The 14,183-nt window shown below is 39.2% G+C and carries 9 protein-coding genes and 1 tRNA gene; 1 reads left to right on the top strand and 9 read right to left on the bottom strand.

Annotated elements, in window-relative coordinates:
- Positions 1-146: 146 nt before the first annotated feature.
- Both PATL70BA_RS10045 and PATL70BA_RS10040 read right to left on the bottom strand, forming a co-directional pair.
- Positions 147-3,338: a DUF5704 domain-containing protein gene (locus PATL70BA_RS10045; protein ID WP_125137230.1), complete on the bottom strand. Its 3,192-nt coding sequence runs from the start codon at positions 3,336-3,338 to the stop codon at positions 147-149.
- Positions 3,339-4,397, bottom strand: coding sequence for an S-layer homology domain-containing protein (locus PATL70BA_RS10040; protein WP_125137229.1), 1,059 nt, complete (start codon positions 4,395-4,397; stop codon positions 3,339-3,341).
- Between the two features lie 392 nt (positions 4,398-4,789).
- Between PATL70BA_RS10040 and PATL70BA_RS10035 the strand changes: the two genes are divergently transcribed.
- Positions 4,790-4,863, top strand: a tRNA-Pro gene (locus PATL70BA_RS10035).
- Between the two features lie 39 nt (positions 4,864-4,902).
- Here the strand turns inward: PATL70BA_RS10035 and PATL70BA_RS10030 are convergent.
- The 7 genes from PATL70BA_RS10030 to PATL70BA_RS10005 form a co-directional block, all read right to left on the bottom strand.
- Positions 4,903-6,189, bottom strand: coding sequence for a D-alanyl-D-alanine carboxypeptidase family protein (locus PATL70BA_RS10030; RefSeq protein ID WP_125137228.1), 1,287 nt, complete (start codon positions 6,187-6,189; stop codon positions 4,903-4,905).
- Positions 6,190-6,261: 72 nt separating this feature from the next.
- The gene (locus tag PATL70BA_RS10025) at positions 6,262-7,629 is read right to left on the bottom strand and encodes a sensor histidine kinase (protein ID WP_125137227.1); all 1,368 of its coding nucleotides are present in this window, start codon (positions 7,627-7,629) and stop codon (positions 6,262-6,264) included.
- A 51-nt stretch (positions 7,630-7,680) separates the two neighbouring features.
- A complete protein-coding gene (locus PATL70BA_RS10020) occupies positions 7,681-8,361 on the bottom strand; it encodes a response regulator transcription factor (protein ID WP_125137226.1) in 681 nt (226 codons plus the stop codon).
- A gap of 76 nt (positions 8,362-8,437) precedes the next feature.
- Positions 8,438-8,578, bottom strand: coding sequence for a hypothetical protein (locus tag PATL70BA_RS16290; RefSeq protein WP_172596197.1), 141 nt, complete (start codon positions 8,576-8,578; stop codon positions 8,438-8,440).
- 215 nt (positions 8,579-8,793) lie between these two features.
- Positions 8,794-9,963, bottom strand: coding sequence for a TolC family protein (locus PATL70BA_RS10015; protein WP_125137225.1), 1,170 nt, complete (start codon positions 9,961-9,963; stop codon positions 8,794-8,796).
- 18 nt (positions 9,964-9,981) lie between these two features.
- On the bottom strand, positions 9,982-11,352 hold the full coding sequence (locus tag PATL70BA_RS10010; RefSeq protein WP_125137224.1) for a stalk domain-containing protein: 1,371 nt from the start codon (positions 11,350-11,352) through the stop codon (positions 9,982-9,984).
- 292 nt (positions 11,353-11,644) lie between these two features.
- Complete coding sequence (locus PATL70BA_RS10005; protein WP_125137223.1) at positions 11,645-14,119, bottom strand: S-layer homology domain-containing protein; 2,475 nt, start codon at positions 14,117-14,119, stop codon at positions 11,645-11,647.
- Positions 14,120-14,183 lie beyond the last annotated feature (64 nt).

Here is a 14,183-nt window from a genome sequence, read left to right as displayed (position 1 = left end):
AAAGCATCCTAATTATTCCACGAAAACGTCCGAGTATAATTATATGCCTGTATTTTTCAATAGTCAAACAATCCACAAAGTTTCATCGTTTTAGATATATAATTCACAGTTATACCTTGTCTTATATGCATTTTGACTGCTTCTTCTCACCGATAATGGCCACTGGCCCTACGATCCACATGGTAGAAGACCACATCCCCTTCCATAAGGCTGATACCGGCACCCTTTGTCTTATACCCTTCTTTTTCCCAGGTGTTGCCAAGGTCTGTTGTTTTATAGGTGTTATAGGCCTCTAGGGTCTCTAGGTCTTTTAAGCTCTTGATGTTGTGATAGCCTTTTATGTCAAAGTTCACAGCGATATAACCTTTTATTATAAAGGGAGCTTCTCCTATTTTCAGACGTGTGTAGGTGGATAGATTCAGTCCCTTTGGTACAACCACCGTTTGGCTTGGTAGATAGAATTCTCCATACCATTTCTGTCTTGCTTCTAGAATAAGGGTATGGGGCAGTTCTTTAGGGCTCTGACTACTGGTTCCGATATAAAGCTTTTGGGCTTCTGTTAGTAGCAACTTATCTTTATAGGCCAGGTCTTTTTGATACTGACCGGTGAAGATCTTTAGATAGTCGGCTTCTGTGAAGCCGTTGTTTCTTTTCTGGGCGCTTAGGACTTTGACGGTGTTTTGTATGGTTTCTTCTTGTATCTTTCTTGCCGGATCGTTGAGTACCATGGTGTTTGTCATGGTGTCTTGGTCACTGCCAAGCTTTATAAAGCCTTGGCTTGTTTCATAGTACAGATCCACCGGCTGTCTTGTGCCATTTTCATCTATGTGATTATAGCTTGGGGTGATGAGTAGGATATCATCATTACCGGTCATGTCACCGTTGGTTTCTAGGCTAAAGCGGATCTTGTACCCCAGCTTAACGGCTTGATCTGCCATACCTTGTTGGTTGTTTTTACCGGTCATGACCGGTAAATCTGCTGCTCTAAAGGTGCTGTTTGCTTGTTTGAAGTGGTCTACCCAAGCCGGATCGGTGATGCCTGTGATGGTGAAGTTCGAAATCTTACCTGAGAGTTCTACGGGTATTTCTGCCACGGCTTTATAGGCCTCTATGTCTTTGTTGTAAGCGAAGTTATGAGGGGCTAGAAGACTTGGCAGGTTAATGGGCAAACTTCTGAATTGGACCTGTCCGGTGGTGGTTTCTCGGTTATGACTGGGCAGATAGTAAGTGGCTTCTGTATTTGTGTTTAACTTTACATCATGCCATATGCCTGCCGGTATGAAGGTTCCGCTGTCATCTGCGCCTGTGTAGACATCAAAGCTAAAGCGGACTTGTTTGTTTGCGGTGGTCTTTTCATAGCTTCTGTTACCATAACCGGGGATATTTAGGTGCTGTCCTGTGGCTGGGTAACTTAGGGTGAAGGCTTCTCCCAGTATGAGCTGGGTTTTGTTTCTTTGGGGTCTTAGGGTCAATACGTCTTGTAGCTGGGTGGTGATGGTAGGATAACAGACCACCGGTGTGTGTACGGTAACTGGGTTGCCTGAGATATGGGTGATATGGGTCTGTGGCTTTGCACTGTTTATGTCGTAGCTTAATTGATAGACCAGTTCTGCTCTTGAAGGCTGGTCTTTTTTGTTGGCTAGGGTACTTAAGATGATCTGACCTGTGGCATATAAGGTTTCGGGTTTGGTTTTTGGTGCTGGTGGTAAGGGGTCAGGGACGGTGATGGTTTTGGCGTTTATGGTGATTTGTCCGTCTTTGGTGACGTAGTGATCAATCATAGATTGGGCTTTGCCCATAAAGTTATAGCCTTTGGTGACTTTTCCTACAGAAGCACTTCTGTTGGTAGGGTGCTTTAGGATGACGCCCGGACTATGACTGGTGGTGACCTGATAGTTTTTGGGATATAAGGTGATCTTTTCGTCTTTTAGAGCGTAGTTATAGATATGTGCCTTATCAATGGTATAGAGGTAGTAGTTGTCTATATCCTGATAACTATAGCTTCTACTGACGTTGATGCTTCTTGAAAAGGAGGTCTCTGTTCCGTCTTCTTCTTCATAGCTGCCGCTGATGGTGGCGACGAAGGTCTTGGTGCCTTCTACGGTCTTTGGGGTATAACCGGCTCTATAACTGTCACCACTTAGATGGGCATATAAGGCTTCTCCTGTTGGGATGCCTTGTGTTACATCAAAGACCTCTTTGCCTCTTGCTACAGAGCCGATGACCAAGTCACCTGTACCTGGTAGGACACTCATGTCACCCGGTAGGGTGATGTCTTCTACCACCGGTGTAATATGATGTTCTACCCTTCGTATTTCTGGGTTACCCTGTACTTTGACTTCTAGGGTGATGGTGGTGGCCGCTTCTATCTGAAGTTCCAGACCTGCTGTCTTGATGCTTAGATGATCATAAGGGGTGGTATCTTCGTGATGAAGACTACCGTTCACCAACCATCTTAGGGACTCAGTCACTTCTTCTTTGCCTATGTCTGTGGTGTTTAATAAGCTGATGGGTATCGGGATATCTTCTGCTAGAACCACATCATCGGTATGATCCATACCATCATAGAGGATCTTAAAGTCAGGGACAAAGTGGTAAAGTGGGTTTAGGGTGATACTGGTGTACCAATCTCCGTTACTGTGCCACAGGCGGACAACCCCTCTTGAAACCTTGGTAGGTGGTATGATGATACCGGCACGACCAAGCCATACATCGGTACCTTCTGCCTTTGCCATATCCTCGTCAAAGAGTGGTCCGTATTTGACTTTTAGGGCTGCGATGATCTGATTGGCCAGTTCGTCTCGGTCGGTTGGGGTGAGGGCATCTTTGTAAGATTTTGAAAGGTATCCGGTCAGTGCGTTACCATCTTTATATACTTCTTCAGGCTTCTGAACCCATTTCCATCTACCCATAATCTGTGTTTTCGGCACACTATCTGGAGTATAATAAGGATTTGGCACCGGTTCCGGCATAATATTAAAACCAATGAATTCCCACTGATTATTAGGGATATCTTGATAGGCCTGCAGTTCATTAATGAACTTATATTTACCTGAAGGTGACTTTGTAGAAAATATACCGTATTCCTGCCATATATCTTCGTTGGCATCGATTTCCACATATGTATTTGTCTCACTATCATAGAATCTATAGAAAAAATAATCTCTTTTAAAAAGCAAATCTAATTCTTTGTTAGCCTCTTGCATTGTCTCTTCAATCCCCAAAGCAGGTCTAAATATATCAATAACATTACTTGATTCGACTATTGTTGAAGATGCATCAAAAAAAATTATACTAAATAATAATGAGCTTATAATTGATATAATTCTTTTTATCATTTATCTGTACCACATCTGAATTGTAACTTCCAATGAACGTTCAAATTTTGACCCTTTCATTTGTCGGTCATCAACTACTACAACTTCATAACTGTCCATATAGTACCATTTATTTTCTTCTTCCAACAGTGTACGCCAACCATCTTTATGCTTAATATAATCGAGTATTGTTTGTACATGGTCATCTGACAAGCGTCTTTTTAAAAGCCTTTCCAAGTCTTTAAGCTGGTCGGCTTGCTTTCCGTATTCTGTATATCTTATCATCACCGCCAGATGATCTTTGTGTTCACCTCGACCATCCTTATCAAAATAAACCCTATCACTTTCAATCATATTCAAGTCTGCTGCAATGTTCTTCTCATCGCTTTCTTTAACCGGATCCACCCATAGCTTGCCACCTTTGAAGTGGTCGGCGTAGTTGGTGCCTTTGCTTGTATAAGGTTTTCTTGCACCTTTATCAATGATGCGCCTGATGACCGCTATACCTTCTGCCCTTGTTAAGGTCACCTCTGGCTTGAAGGTACCGTCGGGATACCCTGTAATGATGCCCAGTTCATAGACTTTCAACACATTTTCTTTATGTTTGCCCTCTACCATATAACTGTCCATGAGAGACCCTTCTATTTCTTTTGACTTGGTATAACCTGTGGTCTCAAGATCTTCTATGGTACGACTGACTAAGGTGGCCATCTCTTCTCGGTTAATCCTTCTTCTATAGTTATCAAAGTCGCCCGGCTGAACATAACCAAGTTCTATAGCTTTGTCGATGTGGTTCTTAGCCCAATAACCTTCTTCATTCTGTAGAATGTTATGTCCGGCTGCTACAACCAGACACTTGATAAACTGGTCCACTTGGAGAGGATTCGCCGGCTTGAATGTACCATCAGGATAGCCTTTTAGAATATCTCTTGACTCTGCACTGATGTGACTAAGATCCGCCTTAAACCAATCTTTATCACTTACATCTGTGTAAGATGCTGCTTGGACTGAGTTACTTGCCAGTCCGACCACCAAGATGATTGTTGTTAGTAAACCTATAACCGTAAATGTTTTCTTCATTTCTCAAATCCCCCATACTTTATATTTTAGAAATTTTGTTTGTTGATTTTTGCTATGCTTGGTTAAGGTGTAAAAACTAAGTTTCACTAAGTTCACATATATTGTATGCGAAAGTTCAACTATATAGTTTTGACACCTTAACCATACCTATTTAGTATAACTTTGATAAGTATGGGTGTAAAGCTTTTTACGGTATTATTATATATTTATATGGTGTATAATGTAATTATTTACATTTATGGGAATTACTGTCAGGTCATATTCTATTATATGCTCATATAGCCTGTCTTCTTTGGAATAAAAAAATCAAGTCAAAAAATGATTTTAGCATTTTTTGACTTGATTTGATTACTTCACTTTGCTATACTGATTTTGGTGCTTTTGCATCATATCGGGGTGTGGCTCAGCTTGGTAGAGCGCTTGGTTCGGGACTAAGAGGCCGGAGGTTCAAATCCTCTCACTCCGATTTTTTGATGCCCTTTATTATTGTTTGAAGATTATAAATCTAATGAAATTTACCAAAGGTGCTGGTTTTAACTACAATGGTTACTGTAGCAATAAGAATGATGAATTTTATCACTTCAATCATTTCCAACTCTTTTTTTTCTATATTTTCTTCAACGCTTTCATTTCCTATATCATCATATTCAAGTTCTGTAATCTCAAGTGGCCATTCTCCAATAGCTTCTTCACCGATTGAGATGATGAGTTTACCTGCTTCTTGATTCATACTAGCTTCTTCTGTCAGAGCTTCCGGCAACACCGTTTCCAGAGTGATATCCTCTTTTGAGTGACCTGATTTCAGAAACATGCGCACCGGTTCAAGCATAGATAGGTCGGCTTTTCCTATAACAACACCATCCTTCATAATAGGAAGGGTCTGTATATAATCAGAGGGTTCAAGTTCTACCGCCTCAAAAGCCTCATAGCCATAATCAAAAAGCTTATTGGTGTCACTATATAGATTGGCGGCGTTGGTCTTTAGGGTTACCGCAATTAAGGTACGGCCGTCTCTTTTTGATACTGTAACCAGTGTATGTCCTGAGCTTGTGGTATAGCCTGTTTTACCGGCTATAACATCTTCTCTATATATGTTCACATCTTTACGTTCATTAATCATCTTGTGACCTTGGGCCAAATATCTGACTTCATCCACTTTATTGGTCGGAGGAATCTCATATAAGGTTTTACCCATAATATCGACTAAAAATTGATTTTTTATTATTTCTTTCATAATCAGACCCATATCATAAGCAGTGGTATACTGATCTTCGTTTTGCAAACCATGAGGGTTAACAAAATTGGAGTTCAGGGCACCTAGAGCTTTTGCCTCAGCGGTCATGGCTTTTGCAAAATCTTCAATACTGCCGCTGGTTTTTTCTGCGATACCATTGGCCACATCATTAGCAGAAGACATCAATAAACCATGCATGGCCGCTTCTACACTAATGGTTTCACCTTCACGCATACCAATATGACTGCTGCCAAACTCAATGCTTAAAACTGCATTTCTCGAAAAGGTTATGGTGTCAGAAGGGTTTAAATATTTGGAAGCAACCAAAGCTGTCATCAGCTTTGTAATACTCGCTGGATAGAATGTTTTATGGGCATTTTTTTCGTAAAGTACCTGACCTGTATCGCCATCCATTAGAATAGCGCCTTCCGCAGCTAAGCTGGGCGGATGAACGGTTGCATAAGATATATGAGATGGTCCTGATGGATCTAATCCGATTAAAACAAATATAGCCACTATCGTTATGGTTCTTAATATTGTACTTCTTTTACCCATCATAGACTCCTAGAGATCTTCATTTATTTGTCTCAATGGCTAGTTTATCATATGGTCTAGGGTCATGTAAAGAGCCTATGTCTTCTGATTAAGGGTTAAGGCCATATCAAAGCCTTTTCCATATTCAGAGTGTACCATCATTTTGCCGCCAAGTAGCCCAACCCGTTCCTTGATACCTTTTAGTCCATAGCCTTCTGAGATAGTCTCACAACCTCTACCATTGTCCGTAACTTGAATCATGATGGCATTTTCATCCGCTTTTTCAATTATAATCTTAATTTCTGTGGCTTCGCCATGTCTTATACTGTTGGTGATGGCCTCCTGAATAATACGGTATATGGTAATCTTGACATTTTCTTCTTGAATAATATCATTTTCAACTTTGGCATCTATAACGACTTGACAATGATTCTGGGTTTTTTCAATAAGCGCTTGCAGTGCTTCTTCAAGCGAACTGTCTTCAATCATAATCGGCCTTAGTGCCTTTATGGCCCGTTTAACCTCTGCAAAACCATCCCGTGTGATTTTCTGTGTCTTATCTATGGCTTCAATCGCCTTGTCCTCATCTACTTTTACCATTTTTCTAGCTACCTCTAATTGTACGATGGCCCCTGTTAATGTATGTCCTAAGGTATCGTGTATCTCTCTTGCTATACGACTGCGTTCTTTAAGGATACTGATTTCCTCAAGTTCTTTATTTTTATCTTTTAAAGTCTGTGTCATTTCTTTTAACTGATGGTTCAGGAAAAGTTGTTTTTTGCCAATATAGAAAGAAATAATAACCAGACTATAGGTAATTGTATTTCTAATAGCATATACCAACATTTCCACTTGGCCAAGTTGCCCTTCCTGTATCTGAAGGGTTATAGACGTTCCCAAATAAAACAACAAGGTTAATATGGAAAAAATTTTAGAAAATCGTACCGGATATTCATTTAATACACTAAGCACTACCACAATGATGATAATCTTGAAATCTCGATTAGCAGAAAAGAGATCTACACCAGTAATTGCTAAAACCTGTAGGAATGGTATTACTTGATATATCCTTTTGTCTTTATCAAGAATCAAATAATGATTCATAAAAATCAACATTACACTCATAATCAGTAACATTAGGACTTGAGTACGATCCTCATTCCTGCTTAAAAGAATAAGTGATATGACTTCAAATACCAGAACCAAGCCAATAAAAATAAGGTGGTGCTCAAGATCTTTTATTGCTTTGTTTATTGCTAGGGTCATTTTATCAGGCTCTGACTTATGTGTAAACAGATAAATCATAACCGCTGGCAAATTAAAGACACAAAGTAGTATGATCCATAAGATTTTGTTGATCATCGACTTGTCCTTAGAACGAATACACATCATGATTGGTGGGATGATAATCCATAGATTGATGGTCATATAAGCCAACCATAATTGAAGTTGTGGTGTTGTCATCAGATCACCTCAGTATTACTCTTAATCTTAGTTTTAACTTTTGTTTTAACCTTAATCCTGGTCTTCATTTTCTAGGATACCATGCTTAATGGCATAGGTCATAAGCTTTGTTCTTCCCTTGATGTTGAATTTGTCATAGAGAAGGGAGATATAATTTTTTACTGTTCCTTCTGTCAGATAGAGTGTATCTGCAATTTCTTTGTTTCTATAACCTTTTGCGAGTAGCCTTAATACATCGACTTCTCTTTCCAAAAGCACATTGCCTCCGGAATCTGTAATGGTTTTCACCGTTTTTCCTTCTCTGCCATTGCCCATACCTTGAATGATTTTTTGCGTGATCTTTTGATGCATGACCGTATTACCTTGATAGACATTCCTAATGGCTGATGACAGTTTTTCTGCTGTTAAGTCTTTTAACATATAGCCCACTGCCCCATTGTTTAAGGCGTCTATTATATAATCGTCATCATCAAAAGTCGTCAATATGAGCACTTTTACCTTCGGATAGGTTTTGGTAACTTTTCTGGTACAGTCTACCCCATTCATCAGCGGCATACGAATATCCATTAGTATAATATCTACATCATGCCCGTCTTCTAGGAATTTGAGTACTTCTATTCCGTTCTGGGCTATCCCCTCAACTTGGATATCCTCTTCCATGTTCAAAAGTGTGCATAGACCTTCTGCCAATATGGACTGGTCATCTGCCACCAACACTTTGATTTTGTTCATCCGTACACCTCTATTCCTATTCTTTCTTCCAACTTCTTTCTTTCATTTTACAATAAACTAAGTGGCTTACTCAAGGTTATTTCGTTTTTCTCCAGATCTTTTTTCTCCCTGTCTTACCATGTTGCATGATACAGTATAATAAATAATCTGTATCTAATCGTTCACTTCTACAATAATGATCAATGTTTCTGTACTCCACGTAACTGATTCCTTTCATACACACACCTCTTTACTCATTGCTATGATTAACTGTTGTTATAATCTTAACAGAATTAATGAACGATTTCATGTGTCCAAAGTCATGAAAAAGTCATATGACGTATGGATTAGGAAAGTGGTCATTTTATTATACATAAAAAAAGGTAGATCTCCTGTTACTATAGAAGTAACCCGAAGAACTACCTTTTGTTTTGTCTTTATTTTTGCTTTTCCTTATTCAGCCGTCTTAATAGCTTCCATACCGGATATGTATTCCAGTTGGGCTATGGCTAATCTGTAACCACGTTTTGCATTGGCTAAGTTGCTTTCCATACGTTGTTGCATCAACAAGGCTTCATTCAATTGGAAGCTTGTAATCATACCCAGTTCAAAACGTATTTTTGCCACTCGGTAACTTTCAACCACTGTGCTTACGTTTTTTTCCAAAGCCTTAACGGCTTCCAGATTCCCTTGAACACTCATATAAGCTTGAATCAAGCTTTTTTCCTGAGTTAATAGGGCCAATTGGTTCTGGTATTTGGCTTTTAGATAATCTTGCTCGGCATACCTATAAGTCCATACGTTCGATGGGTAATAACCTTTTGCCAAATTAAAAGTGGATTCAGCAACATCAAAACTTAAGTTAGATCCTAACACCATAGGATGATTCTCAAACATGTACGTTTTCATTTCCTCTAGAGGTACAAGTTGGACGGCTTCTGTTGCCATGGTGTCTTCTATTACCCATGTCTTATCTAGAGGTTCATTCATCAGTAGATTCAAGTCCATAAGTTTCTGATCATAGGTAATCTGTGCTTGAACCAGCTCTGATGCCTTAGTTGCTACATCTGCCTCTGTATTGGTAACTTCAAGATCTGAAGCTTGTCCTAGCGTACGCTTGGTCTTAACCATCGCCAGACTCTCATCTGCTTGTAGCTTATACTTCCTAGCTAATGCTAAGTTTTCCTTGGCAAAGACCACTTCAGCAAAAGCCCCTTTGACGCCAAGTGCCACTTCTGTTATTTTTGCGTTATATGTCTCTTTTGCTAGTGTTGGTAATACTTCTCTATTTATTTTGGCAATCTTAATCGCTAAGTCAGCATCGTATATACCTGTGTTAGCATCTTCTTTGGCTAATGTTCTTTGTTGACTGGCTGTCATAATCGAATTATTCATCTCGGTTTCGGCTATTTTTAACTCAAAACTATTTTCAAGTGCCATGAGTAAGGCATCTTCCACCTTCAGTGTTGTTGACTCTGTTGTCTCCACAGGTTCTGCTTGGGATACTTCTGCTGATGCTGCCGCTAATTCTTCCGCTCTAACCGGTGATCCCATAAAAGTACCTAGGGTAAGCATACTCGCAATTGTAAGGGCTACTCTTTTTTTTAAAATTCTACTATTCATCTATCTCTCTCCTCGTATCTAGTTGATATCCACTCTATAATTGACCGGATTCCATTGTACATCATAATCTAAGTTCTCTGCGATCCATCGCAATGGTATCATGGTTCTACCATTAATGATTTCCGAAGGTATGTTAAGCGGATAAGCCACACCATCCACATAACCTGTTTTTTCACCGATTGTAAGCTCGATAGTCTTATCGCCGGTAGATACTACTTTTCTTTCTGCTTCGTTCCAAGTTACATCTTGACCTAAGGCTTCAAGTATAAACCTTACAGATACTAATGTGTTGCCGTCTCGAATCACCGGTTGAACGTCAAAAGGTACTTGGAGACTCTTAACAAAAACCGTCACTATCTTTGGTTGTACCACCGGTGGTTGTGTCACTTGTGAAGTTGTTTTAATCTGTGTAAGTCCTACATTGGTACCAAGCCATATGTTGCCTTTGGTATCGAGTTCCACCTCATAGATGTAATTGTTTGGTATTGGTGAATCCGATGATTTATAATTGGTCAACTTGCCGGCAGGATCAATCTTAAGAAGTCCGTCTCCCCAGGTTGCCGCGTATATGTTTCCTGCACTGTCTTCTGTAACCGACCTGACATCATATTCCCATACTGAATTGTTGCTGTAAATAACCCACTCGTTGTTATATAACTTAGCTAGGCCATTAATGGTGCCAATCCATACAGCACCGTTTTTTGCAACATAGACTTCACGTACTCTATTAGAGGGTAACTTGGAATTATTTGAATTATAGAGGGTCCATTTCCCATCTGCATTTAGATAAGCGATGCCACCCATTTCATTATAGGTTAACTCTGTTCCAATCCATACCCCACCTTTTTGATCAAAGGCAAAGCTGGAAACATTACTGCTGGGAATGGAAGAATTTGCACTGCTATAATGGGTCATAACACCATTAGCATTCTTATAATAAGCACCATACCCCGTAACGCCGTGCCATAGTCCACCTTTACCATCCCCTGCAAGCGCAGTAACGGTCTCACCAAAAATCTTATTTTCATTCATATAGTAATTGTTCCAAGTGTTGTCTTTCATACGGGAGGTGACACCGATGTTGGTTGCAAAGTGTGTGTTTCCCAAACTATCCAGCGTAACATCATTTAAGAAATTATTCTTCAAACCGGAGCTCATTTCCATATACGTATGCCATTTGCCGGCTGAATCGATGTATATGGCGCCACTACCTGAAGTCGCCACCCATATACCACCAAGTGTATCCGCTTCTAGAGCCACCACCCTATCTGCTACAAGAGCACTGTTGTTCTTTGTATATTGAACGTATTGTTGGTCCGTTATCCCATGTATAGTCGAAGTACTGAGTATGAGTACCACTACAATTATTAATGATAAACTTTTTTTCATGTTTGCCCCATCCTTTGTTTAATCTTGGTTTTGACATCTTGAACCTCCTTAGGTCAAGTGTACGTTTTAAGAGAATACATGTCAATAGTTCTTAAAGTATTTTAATCAAATCGACATATTTTTTTATGATATTTTAATGTTTATTTTAGGTCTATTTCCAGAGGAAAGTTGCTCTTTCTTAAAGAAACAAGAAAAAGAACAACAGCCTGTTAGAGCCATTGTTCAAATTTCAATTTATAAGACCGTTAACATTATTCTAGGATTCTTAATGTTTGTCATCACAAGATAGAAACTATGGTAAATCGACACTTAATGGGTCTGCTGATATTGTACCTGCAACACTAACCCCACTTTTATCAAAACTAAATTCTATTATGCTACCTCCACCTGTCAATTGAAGATTCGTGTAAATATTGGTTTTATAATTGCTTTCAATGATTATATTTTCCTGAGTTAATGGGTTTTTTATATGAAGATAATAGGTTGTATCGCTACCATTTGACCATTTCCAAATATTTCTTCTAATATAGGCTACTACAGGATTGCCTTCGTTGTCTATGGATAAAGTATAACCACCTTCTATATAATCTGCTCCCCATGAACCACTACTGCTCAAATCTTGATATGCTCTTTGCACTAAAATTACCACACCATTATTCGTGTTTGCATACATTAAATCAGGTTTATTATATGAGTCAGGACTTCCTTGAGAGTCCAAATAAGTAAAATGAATCATCTCATCATTGTCAACAGTATATTCAATACCACTTATGACGCCAATTGCCTGAACTATTGAATGTTCTGATTCAACTGCATTTTGCCCTATTGCAACAACTCTGGATACTTCAATGTTTCCTTCCCACATATATATTAATGCTACCGAATCATCCATTGAAACAATATCAACTACCGATGTGTAGCCATCTTCAATCACATCTAAAGCGGTGCTAACCTGACCTTCCAATAATGCGATTAACCCTGAATCACCTATATAGAAGCTAATGTCATTTCCTTGATAGCTTCCCGTTCCCAGTTTTGTTCCATTGGGATTCACTGTAACTTTTACAAATGCATAAGATGTTCCACCGTTTCCATCACTAATCTCATACTGAAATTCATCCATTCCAATAAAGTTAGTATTAGGTTTATATCTTAAGCTATCCCCTTCTTGTGTTACTGTTCCATTTGTACCTTGGGTGAATCCAGTCATTGATAAGGTATCACCATCTGCATCCGTGTCATTTGCTAAGACGTCTACTAATATTGTCATATTATTTACGACAGTTACTTCATCAACTGTTGCTACCGGCGCATTGTTGATGAAATCTAGTATTACATTATGACTTGAAGGTCCTACCATATTTTGAGTATATTCTTGTGTTACATAACCTGCTTTTGCTATCTTAATGGTATACATGCCTTCAGGTAAATCATAGGATGTCTGTATACCGTTAAAAGTACCCTGTTTATCAATGCCTTCCGAATCTATAACGGTGATAACTGCGTCAGTGGGATCAACCTGTATCGTTAGTGGATGTGTTGTTGGTACTACCACTATTGGCTCAAATTCCACCTTAATATCTACATCCATATTCATATCTCTTGCAATATTTAAGCCTGTTAGCCAATCAATGACTTCTCCATTGATTGTCCATTCTTTAAGTTTGTACCCTTCTTTTGGCACTGCTGTTAGGCTTACTGAGCTGTCTGCTATTGCTGTTTCTCCATTTGGAACCGTTGCCTCAATTGTTCCACCTTCACCAATGACTGAATATGTTATTGTATACATTGTTGGTGCAACAGCCGTTTCCTCGAACTCAACAGTTACTGTTGTGTTTGCACTTATTGTTCTTGTCAATGTGCTTCCACTTACTGTCACTACCCCATTTACTTTCCATTCTTTGATTTCATACCCTGTGCTTGGGGTTGCTGTAAAGGTTACACTTGTTCCACTATCTACACTATTTCCACTTATCACCGTACCCGTTAGTGTACCATTATTGCCTTCTACTGCATAATTTACTGTGTATTTTACTATTGGTGTAGTTGTACCACCACCGCCACTAGATCGACCGCTACGTGGTGAGCCCTGTGGCAATGCTTCCGGTAATACTTCTTCTTCAATTTCAGCCTCTAAATCTTCTAATGCTTCATCCTTTATTGCTCTGTTTAGTGTTGCTACAGCTTCCGCTCTGGTAATAGGGTTCAAAGGTCTAAAGCTACCATCCGGATAACCACTCATATACCCTGCTTCTACTACGGCGCCTATTTGACCTATGCTCCATTCTGGTATTGTATGAGCATCCGTAAAGATACTGGATTGACTTGGATTGTTTTCAAGGTTTTTGATCTTAGAGATTATAATGGCTACTTCCTGTCTTGTAATTGAAGCATTAGGTTTCAAGGTGCCATCTGGGTATCCACCTATATAGCTTGCTGCTATGGCTACTTTTATAGCGTTATTGTACCAGTCATTTTCTAGAACATCATGAAAAGTATTTCCTTCTTCTTCTGAGAAATCAAATGCTCTATTTGTAAGTGCTATAAACTCCGCTCTAGTAATAGGGTGATCCGGTTTGAAGTTCCCGTCTGGATAACCTTGAGCCAGTCCTTTTGTTAACCACTCGGTAATAACCTCCATAGCCCAATGATCGGCCATATCGTGGGCTTCTAAAGCATGAATACTTGACAGTGGTGCAAGCACTAGTATTATCGCTAAAAAAAGACTGAATATACGTTTTTGAATATAGTATTTTGTTTTTTTCATTTTTTCTCCTCCTTCAAACAATTATTTTTTTGATATTATAAAACACATGAAAAAAAATCACTTC

Origin of the sequence: Petrocella atlantisensis, from assembly GCF_900538275.1 — a bacterium.
GTDB classification, from domain to species: Bacteria; Bacillota; Clostridia; order Lachnospirales; family Vallitaleaceae; genus Petrocella; species Petrocella atlantisensis.
Note: the sequence above shows the minus strand (reverse complement) of the source record. Positions and strands in the feature narration are given on the sequence as shown.